At 67.1% G+C, this 15,932-nt stretch carries 12 protein-coding genes (1 of these 12 only partly in view); 2 read left to right on the plus strand and 10 right to left on the minus strand.

Annotated features, from left to right (window positions below; translation table 11 throughout):
• The 7 genes from AC0IZS_RS06670 to AC0IZS_RS06700 all read right to left on the minus strand — a co-directional run.
• A protein-coding gene (locus AC0IZS_RS06670) for a benzoate/H(+) symporter BenE family transporter (protein WP_471634903.1) crosses the window boundary here: on the minus strand, nucleotides 1-257 show its start. Its footprint begins 931 nt before the window's first position; the window shows 257 of its 1,188 coding nt (coding positions 1-257); its start codon is at nucleotides 255-257; its stop codon lies beyond the left edge, outside the window.
• A gap of 79 nt (nucleotides 258-336) precedes the next feature.
• Nucleotides 337-2,205 carry a potassium transporter Kup gene (locus AC0IZS_RS06675; RefSeq protein WP_471634904.1) on the minus strand — a complete coding sequence of 623 codons (1,869 nt, stop codon included), beginning with the start codon at nucleotides 2,203-2,205 and terminating at the stop codon, nucleotides 337-339.
• Between the two features lie 296 nt (nucleotides 2,206-2,501).
• Nucleotides 2,502-3,797 (minus strand): glutamate--cysteine ligase, encoded by a 1,296-nt coding sequence (gene gshA, locus AC0IZS_RS06680; RefSeq protein WP_057205271.1) that lies wholly within the window; start codon nucleotides 3,795-3,797, stop codon nucleotides 2,502-2,504.
• A gap of 89 nt (nucleotides 3,798-3,886) precedes the next feature.
• Nucleotides 3,887-5,353: a TrkH family potassium uptake protein gene (locus AC0IZS_RS06685; RefSeq protein ID WP_471634905.1), complete on the minus strand. Its 1,467-nt coding sequence runs from the start codon at nucleotides 5,351-5,353 to the stop codon at nucleotides 3,887-3,889.
• A gap of 5 nt (nucleotides 5,354-5,358) precedes the next feature.
• Nucleotides 5,359-6,813, minus strand: a complete 1,455-nt coding sequence (gene trkA, locus AC0IZS_RS06690; protein WP_471634906.1) for a Trk system potassium transporter TrkA — start codon at nucleotides 6,811-6,813, stop codon at nucleotides 5,359-5,361.
• A gap of 69 nt (nucleotides 6,814-6,882) precedes the next feature.
• A complete protein-coding gene (locus AC0IZS_RS06695; RefSeq protein WP_471634907.1) occupies nucleotides 6,883-8,163 on the minus strand; it encodes a glutamate-5-semialdehyde dehydrogenase in 1,281 nt (426 codons plus the stop codon).
• Between the two features lie 136 nt (nucleotides 8,164-8,299).
• Complete coding sequence (locus AC0IZS_RS06700) at nucleotides 8,300-9,874, minus strand: RCC1 domain-containing protein (RefSeq protein WP_471634908.1); 1,575 nt, start codon at nucleotides 9,872-9,874, stop codon at nucleotides 8,300-8,302.
• A gap of 284 nt (nucleotides 9,875-10,158) precedes the next feature.
• On the opposite strand from AC0IZS_RS06700, the gene AC0IZS_RS06705 reads away from it, so the two are divergent.
• Nucleotides 10,159-10,440 (plus strand): hypothetical protein, encoded by a 282-nt coding sequence (locus AC0IZS_RS06705; RefSeq protein WP_471634909.1) that lies wholly within the window; start codon nucleotides 10,159-10,161, stop codon nucleotides 10,438-10,440.
• An 18-nt stretch (nucleotides 10,441-10,458) separates the two neighbouring features.
• Here the strand turns inward: AC0IZS_RS06705 and holA are convergent, their stop codons facing one another.
• A complete protein-coding gene (gene holA, locus AC0IZS_RS06710; RefSeq protein ID WP_471634910.1) occupies nucleotides 10,459-11,514 on the minus strand; it encodes a DNA polymerase III subunit delta in 1,056 nt (351 codons plus the stop codon).
• Nucleotides 11,515-11,833: 319 nt separating this feature from the next.
• On the opposite strand from holA, the gene rocF reads away from it, so the two are divergent.
• Entirely contained in the window at nucleotides 11,834-12,703 is an 870-nt protein-coding gene (gene rocF, locus AC0IZS_RS06715) for an arginase (RefSeq protein ID WP_471634911.1), read from the plus strand.
• Between the two features lie 2 nt (nucleotides 12,704-12,705).
• Here the strand turns inward: rocF and AC0IZS_RS06720 are convergent, their stop codons facing one another.
• Nucleotides 12,706-13,206: an LPS-assembly lipoprotein LptE gene (locus tag AC0IZS_RS06720; RefSeq protein WP_471634912.1), complete on the minus strand. Its 501-nt coding sequence runs from the start codon at nucleotides 13,204-13,206 to the stop codon at nucleotides 12,706-12,708.
• A gap of 2 nt (nucleotides 13,207-13,208) precedes the next feature.
• Nucleotides 13,209-15,920: a leucine--tRNA ligase gene (leuS, locus tag AC0IZS_RS06725; RefSeq protein WP_471634913.1), complete on the minus strand. Its 2,712-nt coding sequence runs from the start codon at nucleotides 15,918-15,920 to the stop codon at nucleotides 13,209-13,211.
• Between the last annotated feature and the right edge of the window lie 12 nt (nucleotides 15,921-15,932).

Consider the following 15,932-nt stretch of genomic DNA (forward strand, 5'->3'; position numbering starts at 1 on the left):
CCCGCCGTGGCCAGCACCGCTGCGCCGGGGGTCGACCACGCGATCATGACCGGCATGCGAAGCACCAGCGAGGGCACCAGGGAGCACAGCCCCATGCCCAGGCCCAGCGCCCATATCCAGGAGGTGACCTGCCCCGGCGTGGCATGGAAGGCCTGCGCCGCCTGGAAGACGATGGCCACCGAACTGGTAAAGCCCACGAGAACCGCCACGAAGCCCGCGGTGAAAGCCGACAGGCTCAGGTCTTTGAAAAACTGCATGGGCTGGATTCTGCATCGCGCACCGAAGCGGTGCGCGGCGGGGGCTATCCGCCCCAAGAGGCCCGCCCCCTGGGAAGCGTCAAATCTCGATTTTCGATCCCAGCTCCACGACTGCGTTGTTGGGCAGGTGCAGGAAGTCTGCCGCTCCGCTGGCGTTGTGGTGCATCTGGGCGAAGAGCTTCTCGCGCCAGGGGGCCATGCCGCTGCCGATGGTGGGCACGACGGTGTCGCGCGAGAGGAAGTAGCTCGTGGTCATGGGCTCCATGCCACAGCCGCGGCCACGCAGCTGCTCCAGCGCCCGTGGCAGGTCCGGGTCGTTCTTGAAACCGTAATGCACCACCACCTGCCAGCAATCGTGGCCCAGGGCATCCACCTGCAGGCGCTTATCCATGCCGATCCAGGGCACTTCATGGCTCTTGACCGTCACGAACAGGTTTTGCTCGTGCAACACCTTGTTGTGCTTGAGGTTGTGCAGCAGCGCATTGGGCACGACACCGGTCTCGGCCGTGAGGAACACGGCCGTGCCCCCGACGCGCGTGGGCGGGCTGATGAACACCGACTCCAGGAAGTCCTTGAGGTCGATGGCATCGGCGCGCAGCTTGTCGTTGACCAGGTGGCGCCCCTGCTTCCAGGTCATCATCAGCGTGAAAACGATGCCGCCGATCATCAGCGGGAACCAGCCGCCCGCGAACAGTTTGAGCAGGTTGGAGGCGAAGAAGGCCAGGTCCACCACGAAGAAGCAGCCGGTGGCCGCAATGCACAGCGCCAGCGGATAGCCCCAGCCGTAGCGGATCACGAAGAAGGTCAGCGTGGTGGTGATCAGCATGTCCAGCGTCACGGCGATGCCGTAGGCAGCGGCCAGGTTGCTCGACGAGCGGAACATCACCACCGCCAGCACGATGGCCACGAACAGGCCCCAGTTCACGAGCGGGATGTAGATCTGCCCCGTGTCACGCACGCTGGTGTGCTGGATATTGAGGCGCGGCAGGTAACCGAGCTGAATGGCCTGCTTGGTCACGCTGAAGGCGCCGGTGATCAGCGCCTGCGAGGCGATCACCGTGGCCATGGTGGCCAGCACCACCAGGGGCAGCAGCGCCCAGTCAGGCGCCATCATGAAGAACGGGTTCTTTACCGCCTCGGGCTGGGCCAGCAACAGCGCGCCCTGGCCGAAGTAGTTGAGGACGAGTGCCGGCATGGCCACGCAGAACCAGGCCAGGCGGATGGGTCGCTTGCCGAAGTGTCCGAGGTCGGCGTACAAGGCCTCGGCCCCGGTCACGCACAGCACCACGGCGCCCAGGATGATGAAGCTGGTGCCCGGATTCGCGAGCATGAAGCCCAACGCATAGTGCGGGCTCATGGCCCAGAGAATTTCGGGGTGGGTGACGATGTGGGACACCCCCAGCACGGCCAGGGTGGCGAACCACACCAGGGTGATGGGCCCGAAGAACTTGCCGATGCCGCCCGTGCCGCGCTTTTGCACCAGGAACAGGCAGAACAGGACCACCAGCGTCAGCGGGATCACATACTGCTTGAAGTGCGGCGAGACCACTTCCAGGCCCTCCACCGCCGACAGCACCGAGATGGCCGGGGTGATGACGCCGTCGCCGTAGAACAGCGAGGTGCCGAAGATGCCCACCCCCAGCAGCACGCTGCGCAGCCGGGGTTTGTCCTTCACGGCCTGGGAGGCCAGTGCCAGCATGGCGATCAGCCCGCCTTCGCCGTTGTTGTCGGCGCGCAGCACCAGCACCACGTACTTGATGGAAACAATGACCGTCAGCGTCCAGAACAGAATGGACAGGATGCCGTAGATGTTGTCCTGGGTGAAAGGCACATGGCCGGACCCGAACACCTCCTTGACCGCATACAGCACGCTGGTGCCGATATCACCGTAGACAACACCGATGGCGCCCAGCGTGAGCGCTGCGAGCGAGGATTTGGAGCTTTGCACTGACCGCACCCGGCGCACAGGGCTACCGGGGTTCCGTTACGTTTGGGAACGCTATTGTGCTCCTGCGCTGGTGCAGCGGCGCACCAGCCCGGGGCATGTTGCAGCGCAGCAACTGCCCCCTGGCGCGCCTATGGCAGACGTGGCAGGCAGGCGTCAGGCGCCTTCGCCTCTCTCTTTAGAGAGAGGCCTCCATACGGATTTGCCTTCAGCCGGATAACTAGGCGGGGAGCCGCAGACAGTGCTGCAAGCACGGCAAGGCTCCCCAACGACGTTAGCCGGTTGAAGGCAAAGCCGTATCAGTCGTAGACTTCGGCGTCCGGGTTGGTGGCTTCCAGTTCATAGCTGGCGGCCAGCATCGCCAGACGCGCAACCACGCCATACATGTAAAAGCGGTTGGGCGCGCTCACCCCGGGGCGCATGCCCGGCTGGGGCATGTGCGTGCTGTGCTCGAAGGCCAGGGGCACGAAGCTCGCGCCTGGCGCATTCAGGTTCTCGTCGATGCCGCGCTCGGCATGCATGCGGTAGAAGCCGCCCACCACGTAGCGGTCCATCATGTAGACCACGGGCTCGGCCACGGCGTCGTTCACCCGCTCCTGGGTGAGCACGCCTTCCTGGATGATCACGTCGTTGACCACCTGGCCGTCCTTGATGACGGCCATCTTGTTGCGCGTCTTGCGGTTGATCGCGTCGAGCTCCTTGGCGTCGCGCACGGTCATGATGCCCATGCCATAGGTGCCATTGTTGGCCTTGACGATCACGAAGGGCTTTTCGTTGATGCCGTATTCCTTGTACTTGCGGCGCACCTTGGTCAGCAGCGCATCCACGTGGGTCTGCAGGTTCTCCATGCCTGCGCCTTCGGAGAAGTCCACATCGCCGCACTGGCTGAACATGGGATTCACCAGCCAGGGGTCGATGCCCAGCATCTTGCCGAAGCGCTTGGCCACCTCTTCGTAGTTCTTGAAGTGGGTGCTCTTCTTGCGCACGCTCCAGCCGGCATGCAAAGGCGGCAGCAGGTACTGCTCGTGGATGTCTTCGAGGATGCCCGGCGCGCCTGCGGTGAGGTCATTGTTCAGCAGGATGGTGCAGGGGTCGAAGTCCTTGAGCCCCAGGCGGCGCTTGGTGCGCACCACGGGCTCCAGCGTCACCGTGTCGCCATTGGGCAGCTCGATCAGGGTGGGCTTCTTGATCTCGGGACTGATGGAGCCCACGCGCACGTTGAGGCCCGCCATGTTGAAGATGCGCTGCAACTGCACCACGTTCGACAGGTAGAAGGTGTTGCGCGTGTGGTTCTCGGGAATGATCAGCAGGTTGCGCGCCTCGGGGCAGATCTTCTCGATGGCGGCCATGGCGGCCTGCACGGCCAGCGGCAGCATCTCCTTGGTCAGGTTGTTCCAGCCGCCGGGAAACAGGTTGGTATCGACCGGGGCCAGCTTGAAGCCGGCATTGCGGATGTCCACCGAGGTGTAGAACGGCGGGGTGTGCTCCATCCACTCCAGCCGGAACCAGCGCTCGATGGCGGGCATGGAGTCGAGCACGCGCTGCTCGAGTTCGTTGATCGGCCCGGTGAGGGCCGTGATGAGATGCGGAACCATGGGGAGCCCTCAGAGGAGACGGTAACGATTGCAATCCATTGTAGGGTTGGGGCGTGACCGGTTCTTCGCAAGCCCGGGCCCGCTTTCTTTCAGCGCCGCCAGAACGACGGGGTCAGCAGTGCCATGAAACTCAGGATTTCGAGCCGCCCGAGCAGCATGGCAAAGGTGCAGACCCAGATCTGGAAGTCGGTGAGCACTGCAAAATTCCCTGCAGGCCCCACGCCGCCCAGGCCCGGCCCCGCGCAGTTGACGCTGGCCAGCACCGCCGAAAAAGCGGTCACCGGGTCCAGGTCGGTCAGCAGCAGCAGCATGCTCAGCCCGAAGACCGTACCGCCGTACACCAGCATGAAGGCCAGCACGGAGAAGATCACGCGGTTGTCCACCACGCCGCCGCCCAGGCACACCGGCTGCACGGCACGCGGGTGCACCAGACGGTTCATCTCGCGGCGCGCCTGCTTGACCAGGATCAGCATGCGCACCATCTTGATCCCCCCGCCGGTTGACCCGGCGCTGGTGGCCACACCCGACAGCAGCAGCATGAACACGGGCGCGAACACCGGCCAGGCCAGGTAGTCCACCGTGGCGTAGCCGGTGGTGGTGGCCAGCGAGATGGTGTTGAACATGCCATGGCGCAGGGCGTCGAGCGGCGCGTACACCCCCTTGGCCCAGAGCAGCAGTGACACCACCAGCCCGCCGCCGGTCAGCGCGAACAGCGTGGCACGCAGCTCCGGATCCGTCCAGAAGCCGCGCCAGTGCCCCTTGCGAAAGGCCACGAAGTACAGCGCAAAATTGCAGCTGGCGACCAGCATGAAGAAGATGCAGATGGCTTCGAGTAGCGGCGACTGGAAGTGCCCGAAGCTGGCATCGTAGGAAGACAAGCCGCCCAGGCTCACCGTGGTGAACATGTGCATCAGCGCGTCCAGCGGCGCCATGCCGGCGAGCCAGTAGGCCAGGCCGCAGGACACGGAGAACAGCGCATACACCCCCCACAGGCCCTTGGCCGTGCCGGTCATGCGCGGCGTGAGCTTGGCGTCCTTGAGCGGGCCGGCGGCCTCGGCCTTGAACAGCTGGCTGCCGCCCACGCCCAGCAGGGGCAACACGGCCACCGCCAGGATCAGGATGCCCATGCCCCCCACCCACTGCAGGAAGGTGCGCCACACGTTGACCGACACGGGCAGCGTGTCGAGCCCGCTGAGCACCGTGGAGCCGCTCGTGGTCAGGCCCGACACGGCCTCGAAATAGGCGTGCGTGAACGACATGGGGCGCCCGATGTAGTGCCCCGCCAGCATCAGCGGCAGGGCCGCAGCCAGCGGCAGCAGCATCCACACCAGCGACACCAGCATGACCCCGTGGCGCGGCTGCAGCTCATGGCGAAAGTGGCGCAGGCGCCACCAGAGCCAGGCGCCGGCCATGAAGGTGGCGCCCATGGCCTGCGGGTACACCTGCCAGATGCCATCGCGCGTCCACAGCGAGACTGCCAGCGGCAGCCCCATGGTCAGCGAGAAGATCATGGCCAGGATGCCCAGCACGCGCAGGACGGGAAACAGGTCCACCATGGCGTTCAGAAAAAGGTAGCGCTCACACGGAACAGCTTTTCCACGTCGCGCACCAGCCGCTTGTGCGGCAGGAAGAACACGACGTGGTCGTTGCTCTCGATCACCGTGGAGCTGCGCGGGATGATCACCTCGGGCTCGCGCAGGTCCTCGGGCGAGACATCGGGCGAATCGGGCAGGCCGCGCACGATGAGGCCCATGTGCACCTCGCCGGGCAACTGCAGTTCACTGACCTTGCGGCCCACCACGCGCGAGCTCTTGCGATCGCCACGGGCGACGATCTCCAGCGCCTCGGCCACGCCCCGGCGCAGGCTGTGCACGGCCTGCACGTCGCCGCGCCGCACATAGGCCAGCAGCTCGCCGAGCATGGCCTGCGCGGGCGACAGCGCAATGTCGATCTGCGTGCCGTGCATCAGGTCGGCATAGCTGCGCCGGTTGATCAGCGCCAGCACCCGCCGCGCACCCATGCGCTTGGCCAGCAGGCAGGACATGATGTTGTTCTCGTCGTCGTCGGTGAGCGCCAGGAAGAGGTCGATCTCCTCGATGTTCTCGTCACCCAGCAGGTCTTCGTCGGTGGCATCGCCCTGCAGCACCAGGGTGTCGGCAGGCAGCAAGGATGCCAGCTCGGTGCAGCGCTGCATGTCGCCCTCGATGATCTTCACGCGAAAGCGCCCGCCCTGCTTGGCCAACTGGCGCGCCAGGCGCAGGCCCACACGCCCGCCGCCGGCGATCATGATGCGGCGCACGGGCTGCACGGCCGTGGCGCCACGCCGGTGCAGTGCGGCCAGCACGTGCGCGATGTGCTCGCTGGCCGCGAGCACGAACACCTCGTCGCCAGGCTCGATGCGCGTGTTGCCGTCGCAGGCTACGAAGCGGTCGGGCTCGTCGGGAAAGCGCCGGTAGATGGCCACGATGCGTACCGCCACGTCGGGTGCGCCGGCACGCAGTTCGGCAATGGTGTGGCCCACCATGGGCGCCCCGGTCCGCGCGCGCACCGAGGCCAGGCAGGCCCGGCCGCCCGCGAACTCGCGCACCTGCATGGCCTCGGGGTACTCGATGAGCTTGCCGATGTAGCGGGTCAGCGATTCTTCAGGGCAGATGATGCGGTCCACCGCAAAGCCCTCGGGGCCCACCAGCCGCTCGTCGTTGTCGAACCCCGAGGAGCGCACGCGCGCGATGCGCGTGGGGATGTTGAACACGATCTGCGCGATCTTGCAGCACACCAGGTTGGTCTCGTCCTGCGCCGCACAGGCGATCAGCAGGTCGGTATCGTGCGCGCCGGCCTCGGCCAGCACGGCCGGATCGATGCCGCTGCCCACCACGCCGCGCAGGTCGAAGCGCGACTCCAGGTCGCGCAGGCGCTCGGCATCGGTGTCGATGACGGTGATGTCGTTGCGCTCGGAGACCAGGCTCTCGGCCACGCTGTGGCCGACACGGCCGGCACCCAGGATGATGATTTTCACAGGCGGATGATGGGTACAGGCGGCGGGCGCGTCAAGCCGGCTGCCGCATGCGGCAGCCGGGGCGGGGGTTCAGCCGCGCACCTCGCCTTCGCCCAGCACCACGTACTTGAGCGAGGTCAGGCCTTCGATGCCCACGGGGCCGCGGGCATGGAATTTGTCGGTGCTGATGCCGATCTCGGCACCCAGGCCGAACTCGAAGCCATCGGCAAAGCGGGTGCTGGTGTTGACCATCACACTGGCCGAGTCCACCTCGCGCAGGAAGCGCTGGGCGTGTACGTGGTTGGTGGTGAGGATGGCGTCGGTGTGGTGCGACGAGTAGTGGTTGATGTGCGCAATCGCCTCGTCCACACCCTCCACCACCTTGATGCTGATGATGGGCGCCAGGTACTCCTCGGACCAGTCCTGCTCGGTGGCATCGACCAGCTTCGCACCGGCCACCGGCGCCAACAGGGCACGGCTCTCGGAACAGACCCGCATTTCCACGCCCTTGGCGGCGTAGACGGCTCCGATCCGCGGCAGGAACTCGGCGGCCACGCCACGCGCGACCAGCAGGCCTTCGCTGGCATTGCAGGGACTGTACTTCTGCGTCTTGGCGTTGTCGGCCACCTTGACGGCCATGGCCACGTCGCAGGGGTCGTCCACGTAGGTGTGGCAGTTGCCGTCCAGGTGCTTGATGACAGGCACCTTGGCATCGCGGCTGATGCGCTCGATCAGCCCCTTGCCGCCGCGCGGAATGATCACGTCCACGAACTGTGGCATGGTGATCAGTTGGCCCACGGCCTCGCGGTCGGTGGTCTGCACCAGCTGCACCGCGTCCTGCGGCAGGCCGGCTTCGGCCAGCGCCAACTGCACCAGACGCGCCAGCGCCTTGTTGGAATCGATGGCTTCCGAGCCGCCGCGCAGGATGCAGGCATTGCCGCTCTTGATGGACAGGCTGGCGGCCTCGATGGTCACGTTGGGGCGGCTCTCGTAGATCATGCCGAAGACGCCGATGGGCACGCGCATCTGGCCCACGCGGATGCCGCTGGGCTGCTGCTTCATGCCGATGATCTCGCCGATCACGTCGGCCATGGCGGCGAGCTGTTCGCAGCCTTCGGCGCAGGTATCGAGCACCTTGGGCGTGAGCTTGAGGCGGTCCACCAGGGGTTCGGCCAGGCCGGCGGCGCGGGCACGTTCCAGATCGCGGGCGTTGTCCACCTGCAGTGCCGCCGTGTGTTCGCGCAGCAGGCGCGCCAGGGACCGCAGGGCCTTGTTCTTGACGGCCGCCGGCGCGCGCGCCATGAGGGCGGAGGCGGCCTTGGCCTGGGATCCGAGGGTGTGCGTGTATTCAGCCACATTGAGCGCGTTCATGGCCCTGATTCTCGCAGAAGCGCCCGGCCCCTGCGCACCCCAGGGAAGGCAGCCGGCAATGCCTGGATGGGGTGCCGGGCTCCCCGCCCGCCGCCTCTCTGGCGGACCGGGACTCCCGGCACCCGCTGACAGGCACTCAGTTGAGCGTATGCACGACCTTGTAGCGGCCCGCGCGGACCATCTCCGCAGCTGCAGAGGCATCGTCGCCCACGCCATAGCCCACCACCAGCTGCACGCCTTCCAGGCCGCTGAAGTTCAGGCCCGAGGCAATGCGCACGGGGACCGTGCGCGGCAGCGCACCCGACAGGTAGGCAGGAAAGGCACCGCCGGTGTAGGGCGCCCAGCCGTTCGGGCCCAGGAAGAGCACCGTCGATCCCGCCAGCGCTGCCACGTAGACGCGGCCCGTCTTGCCGCGGTGCAGCGTGGAGACCGTGGCGCCCACGTCCACCGTCACATTGCTCAGAGGGCCGGTCTGCCCGCCAGCGAAGGTGCCGCTGGCGTCGCCCACCCGCCCGGCATCGAAGGCCGCGCCATTGCCGCCCAGCACGCGCACGGGGGCGGTGCTCTTGTCGGTGCCACCCAGGTTCGTGCCCTTGCCCCAGATCCAGACACTGCCGTCCACACCGATCACACCGGAGATCGCAGAGCCCGCTGCTGCGGCGACCACGGGCGGAAGACCCGCAACGTGCGCAATCTTGGGCACTTCGGTCGAGGGGTTGACCAGGGTGCCATCACCGAGCTGGCCGGCGCTGTTGACGCCGCAGGCATGCACGGCGCCGTCGGCGTCGACGAACAGGGTGTGGCCATCGCCCGGCTCGATCTGCTGGATGCGCGACAGGCCGAGGATGGGGGAGATGTCGATCAGGGCAAAACCGCCGTTCTGGATGCCTTTTTGGCCGCAGTAGGTGGCGTTGGTGGAGGCCTGGCCCCAGACGGCTACGCTGCCGTCGTTCTTGAGGGCGTAGTACTGGCCGGCGATGTTCATGGAGGTGGCGGCTACGGCCTGTACGCTGCCCAGGGCGTCGATCACGACGGGTGCGGTGGCGGTGCCGGCCACCGGGGCCAGGGCCTTGTTGCCGTTGGAGCCCCAGGCAAGGACTTTGCCGTCCTGGCGCAGTGCGAGGGCCGCGGCGTCCGAGGCGCTCACGGCGACGGCGCCTTGGGCGCCGGCCACCAGGCGGGGCACGGGGTTGCCACCGCCACTGCTCTGGCCGGTGCCCAGTTGGGCCGTGCTGTTGCTGCCCCAGGCGTAGACCTGGCCGGCTGCGTCGGTGGCGAAGGCGGCGGCGGTGTCGGTGCCGGCGTTGATGCTCACGATGTTGGCCAGACCGTTGATCTGCACCGGTACGCTGGTGCCGCTGCCGCCGGTGCGCCCGCCCGAGTTGTCGCCCCAGGCCCAAACGCTGCCGTCGGCCTTGAGGGCCAGCGAGAACGAGCCGCGCGCCACCACCTGCACCACGTTCTGCAGCGTGGGGATCTGCGTGGGCGCCGTGCGCGTGCTGGTGTTGCCCAGGCCCAGTTGCCCACCACCGCCGTAGCCCCAGGACCAGACGGTGCCGTCGGCGCGCAGCACCAGCGCGTGGTCGTAGCCCATGGAGATGGCCGGCTGCACTGCGTGCGCGGAGCCCATCGCAAAAGCGCAGCACAGTGCGGCAGCGCCCAGGGCTGCGCCGGTGCGGAAATACTTGTTCTTCAGCAATTGTTGTTTCATCGGTGTTCTCAGCAGTTCGGTAAGTAAAGACAAAATCAAAGACAGGTAGAACGTTCAGAACCCATGGAGGGCTCCATGAACCAGCGGTGTGCGCCGTGCCACCATCTCTGTGATGCATGGCTGCGAACCGCTTGGCCGCGAGTCTGACGGCGGCCGGCTTTGCAAACAATGGTGTGCGGCGCAGGCCGGCGGGCCGGGCGTGAACTTGTGCACGAAGCCGGCACGCAAAAGCGCACGGCCGTGCTACTGCCGGGCCGCCAGGGCCTTTCGCGGATACTTGGGGCATGGCAGCCGAACACGACCAACTCACCACATTGCAAGCCACCCTGGCACGTTTCAGCGAGGGCACGGCCAGTGCCGCGTCCCTGAGCGAACTGGCACGCGGGCAGACCCAATTGCTGGCGGCGCTGCCGCCACGCTACAGCGAGGTGCTGCTGAACCTGCTGGACCGGCTCGAATCGAGCGCGCTGTTTTCCGAGGAGAGCTGCTCGTTCAGCCAGAAGGACCTGGTGGCCAACCTGCAGATGTGGGTGGACAAGGCCCAGACGGTGCTGGACACCCGCTGAGCCCCGCCGATCGACCTATCAGCGGGCCGCGCTGGTGAGCTTGCACAGCTGCAGCGCCAGGCGCTGCAGGGCCTGCCAGCCATCGGTGGGCCAGTCGGGTACCTTGAGGCCCTTGACGATGCCATCCACCGTGTGGGCCGACTGCAGCAGGCGCGCCAGCGCCGCGTCGCTGGCCTTGGGCAGGATGCGCTCGAACAAGCGCTCCTTGGGGCCCCAGATGCGGTTCTCGCGCAAGGCCATGGGCAGGGGTCGCCCGGCGTTCATCGCGTCCTTCACGCGCTTCAGGGCACGGATGTCTTCGGCCAGTGCCCAGTGCACCAGCACCTCGGCCTCGCCCTCGGCCTGCAGGCCGTCGAGCATGCGCTGCACGCGCCCGGTGTGCCCGGCCAGTACCGATTCGGACAGCTTGAACACGTCGTAGCGTGCCACATTGAGCACGGCGGCCTCGACCTGGGCCTGGGTCAGTTCACCCGGCGGGTGCAGCAGCGCCAACTTCTGGATCTCCTGGTGGGCGGCGAGCAGGTTGCCCTCCACCCGGTCGGCAAAGAACTGCAGCGTGCGCTGGCCCTCCTCGCCCGCCACCACGCGCTGACCCTGGGTGGCCAGGCGCTGGGCGATCCACTGCGGCAACATGCCGCGCTCGATCGGGTCGATCTGGATCGAGGTGCCGTTGCCCTCCAGCGCGGCGAACCAGGCCCCGGTGCGGGTGGCCTTGTCCAGGCGCGGCAGCATCACCAGCGTGAGCGTGCTGTCATTGCCCCGGGCGGCCTCGGCGATCTGCTGCAAGGCCACGCTGCCGTCCTTGCCGGGCTTGCCCGAGGGGATGCGGATCTCCACGATCTGCTTGTCGGCAAACAGGCTCAGCGAGCCGCCCGCCGCCAGCACGGCACTCCAGTCGAAGTGAGCGCCCGCCACCGTATACGAGCTGCGTTCGGTGTAGCCCTGGTTGCGCGCCGTGGCGCGGATGGCGTCTGCCGCCTCCTGCTGCAAAAGCGCTTCATCGCCATGCAGCACATACAGCGGCGACAGGCCCTTTTGGAGGTGGGGAGAGAGTTGGGCCAGGGCGACTTGCATGGGGCAAAGTCTATCGCCCCCGGGGCGCTCCGTCGGGCTCCAAGGCCATCCAATACCCCGAAGGCGCAGAGCAAAGTGCCAATCCACCTGAACACATTGCCTGGTATGCCCCAAGAATTGCACAGGCCTGCGGCTTTCCTTTGCGCATGCACCGACCCACAATAGCGCCCTGCCATGCTGCGGCGCTACCCGTGCTGCAGTCTCGCCCTCTGCCCACCCCACAAAGGCCTTCCTGCATGACCATCGTCCCTGCCCCCATCCCGCCGCCAGCCTGATCGGCGCGCCCACCGACATCGGCGCGGGCGCCCGCGGCGCCTCCATGGGCCCGGAGGCCTTGCGCGTGGCGGGTTTGCAGGCCGCCCTGGAGCGGCACGATCTGCAGGTGGTGGACCGCGGCAACCTGAACGGCCCCGCCAACCCGTGGCAGCCCCCGGTCGAAGGCTACCGCCACCTGCCCGAGGTGGTGCAGTGGAACCAGCTGGTGTTCGATGCGGTGTACGCGGAACTGCAGCAGGGCCGCCTGCCCATTCTGCTGGGCGGCGACCACTGCCTGGGCCTGGGCAGCATCAGCGCGGTGGCACGCCACTGTGCCGAGACGGGCAAGAAGCTGCGCGTGCTCTGGCTCGACGCCCATGCCGACTTCAACACCAGCGCCCTGACCCCGAGCGGCAACGTGCACGGCATGCCCGTGGCCTGCCTGTGCGGCCTGGGCCCGCCCGAGCTCACGGGCCTGGCCGGCATGCCCGGCGGCGGCCCGGCCCTGCGGCCGCAGCAGGTGCGCCAGATCGGCATCCGCAGCGTGGATGCGGGCGAGAAGCGCCTGGTGCATGAACAAGGGCTGGAGGTGTTCGACATGCGTGCCATCGACGAGATCGGCATGCGCCAGGCCATGCAGCAGGCGCTGGCGGGCATGGACGAAAATACCCACCTGCACGTGAGCTTCGACGTGGACTTCCTGGACCCGGCCATTGCACCTGGCGTGGGCACCACCGTGCCCGGCGGCCCCACCTACCGCGAGGCCCAGCTGTGCATGGAGATGATTGCCGACAGCGGCCGCCTGGCGTCGCTGGACATCATGGAGCTGAACCCGGCCCTCGATGTGCGCAACCAGACGGCCGAGGTGGCCGTGGACCTCGTGGAATCCCTGTTCGGGAAAAGCACCCTGATGCGCGTGCCCCCGCTGAAATAACCTCAGCGCTTGACGACCGCCAGGCGGCGCAGCAGTTGCTGCACGATGTCGGTCTGCATGTTGCGGTACAGCAGGGCCTCTTCGGCCTCCTTGGCCAGGGCGATGGTTTCGTTGTAGCTGATGTCACGCTGCTGCAGCAATTCGGTCTCGGGCAGGAGTTCTGCGCCATTGGCACCGCGCACCCGGAATTTCACGCGCAGGCGCAGCTGCAGTTCGCGCACCTGGCCCGAGGCGTTTTGCCCCACCACCACGCGCTCGCGCTGCTCGGACAGCAGCTCCAGCCCGACCTGTGCCTTGGGCAGGTCGGCCAGGTCGCGCAGCACCGTGAGCTTGCTGCCCGAGCCGTCCAGCGTGCGCTGCAGTTCGCGCGCCAGCGTGGAGCTGGGGGCCGCGGCGATGAACAGCACGTCGAACGAGAACTCGGGCACGCCGCGCAGGCGAAAACCGCAGGCAGTGAGCAATGCGGCAGGTGCCACCGTGAGCAAGGTGCGCTTGGTCAGCATGGTCACACCACCACGTTCACCAGGCGCCCGGGCACCACGATCACGCGCTTGGGCACAGCCCCGGTTGCCTGGGCGATGAAGGCCTCGCTGGCCAGTGCAACACGCTCGATCTCGGCCTTGTCGGCCTGGGCCGGCACGAGGATGGAGCCGCGCAGCTTGCCGTTGACCTGCAGCATGAGCTCGATCTCGTCCTGCACCAGGGCGCCGGCATCCACCTGGGGCCAGGGCGCATCGAGCAGTTCGCCGAGCGCACCGGCATAGCCCAGCGTCGTCCACAGCGTGTGGGCGATGTGGGGCGTGGCGGGGTACAGGCTGCGCAGCAGGATGCCGAAGCCCTCGATCAGCGCCACCTGGGCACCGGCCGATTCGGTGGCCTTGAAGTCTTCGAGCGCGTTGATCATCTTCATCGCGCCCGAAACCACCGTGTTGTACTGCATGCGCTGGTAGTCGTAATCCACCTGCTTGAGCACGCTGTGGATCTCCAGGCGCAGGGCCTTGGCCTCCTTGCCGAACTGCACGTCGGCCAGGCTCGTGGCCCCGGCCACGCTGGCCAGCGCCGCATCCCGGTCGATGGCCGCCAGCTTGAAGCCGAAGTTCCACACGCGGCGCAGGAAGCGGTAGCTGCCTTCCACGGCCGCATCGTTCCACTCCAGTGTGGCTTCGGGCGGGGCCGTGAACATGGTGTACAGGCGGGCGGTGTCGGCGCCGTACTTGGCGATCAGGTCCTGCGGATCGACACCGTTGCGCTCGGTCTTGCCCATCTTGCCGACGCCGCCGTATTCGAGCAGCAGGCCCTGGGCGAACCGGCCTTCCGCCTCGTTCAGCTTGCCGCCGGTGATGCGGCCCTGGGCATCCAGCACGGGCGTCACGCCCTCGGGCGGGAAGTAGCTCTTGCCGCCCTTCTCGTCGCGCGTGAAGTAGATGTGGTTGAGCACCATGCCCTGCGTGAGCAGGTGGGCAAACGGTTCGTCCACCGTCACCAGGCCCAGGTCGCGCATGACCTTGGTCCAGAAGCGTGCATACAGCAGGTGCAGGATGGCGTGTTCGATACCGCCGATGTACTGGTCCATGCCGGCACCACCGGTCGCGACTTTCTGGTCGCGCATCCAGTAGGCCGTGCCGTCGGCCACCATGGCGTCGTTGTTCTTCGGGTCGCAGTAGCGCATGAAGTACCAGGAGCTGTCCACGAAGGTGTCCATGGTGTCGGTCTCGCGCCGCGCGGCCTTGCCGCAGACGGGGCAGACCACGCCGGCGTGAAAGCCCTCGTGCTTGTGCAGCGGGTTGCCCGAGCCATCGGGTACGCAGTCGGTGGGCAGCACCACCGGCAGGTCCTTCTCGGGCACCGGCACGGCGCCGTGCTCGTCGCAATGGATGATGGGGATGGGCGTGCCCCAGTAGCGCTGGCGCGAAACGCCCCAGTCGCGCAGGCGCCAGGTGGTCTTGGTCTCGCCCAGGCCCTTGGCCTGCAGGGCGTGGGCCACGGCGGCCACGGCCTCCTTGTAGCCCATGCCGCTGAAGCTGTCGGAGTTGATGGTCACGCCGCGCTGCTTGTCGCCGTACCAGTCGCTCCACTGGTGGTAGTTGAAGTGCTCGCCGTCCACCAGCACCACCTGCTTGATTTCCAGGTCGTACTTGAGGGCGAAGGCGAAGTCGCGCTCGTCGTGCGCGGGCACGCCCATCACGGCGCCGTCGCCATAGCCCATGAGCACGTAGTTGCCCACCCACACCGGGATCTGCTCTTCGGTGATGGGGTGCGTCACGAACAGGCCCGTGGGCTGGCCCTTCTTTTCCTGCGTGGCCAATTCGGCCTCGGTGGTGCCGCCGCTCTTGCACTCCTCGATGAAGGCCGCCAGCGCCGGGTTGCTGCGCGCCGCGTGGGCGGCGAGCGGGTGCTCGGGCGCCACGGCGCAGAAGGTCACGCCCATGATGGTGTCGGCGCGCGTGGTGAAGACGTACATGCGGCCATCGCCGATCAGCGCGCCATCGTCACCGCGGATGTCGTGCGGGAAGGCGAAGCGCACGCCTTCGCTCTTGCCGATCCAGTTCTCCTGCATGAGCTTGACGCGCTCGGGCCAGCCGGGTAGCTTGTCGCCGGTGACGAAGTCCAGCAGCTCTTCGGCGTAGTCGGTGATCTTCAGGTAGTAGCCGGGGATCTCGCGCTTTTCCACCGTGGCGCCGGTGCGCCAGCCCTTGCCGTCGATGACCTGCTCGTTGGCCAGCACGGTCTGGTCCACCGGGTCCCAGTTCACGACCTGGGTCTTGCGGTAGGCGATGCCCTTGTCCAGCATCTTCAGGAACAGCCACTGGTTCCAGCGGTAGTACTCGGGGTCGCAGGTGGCGACTTCGCGCGACCAGTCGATGGCCAGGCCCATGGCCTGCATCTGCGTCTTCATGTACGCGATGTTCTCGTACGTCCACTTGGCGGGCGGCACGCCGTTCTTGAGCGCCGCGTTCTCGGCCGGCAGGCCGAATGCGTCCCAGCCCATGGGCATGAGCACGTTGTGGCCATTCATGCGCAGGTAGCGCGTGAGCATGTCGTTGATGGTGTAGTTGCGCACATGGCCCATGTGCAACTTGCCGCTGGGGTAGGGCAGCATCGAGCAGGCGTAGAACTTCTTCTTGTTCGCGTCTTCGACCACGCGGTAGGCATCGCGGGCGGTCCAGTGGTCTTGCGCGGCGCGCTCAACCTCTTGGGGAGAGTATTTGTCTTGCATGGAGGCTCGGGT

Source organism: Acidovorax sp. AC410 (assembly GCF_979253235.1).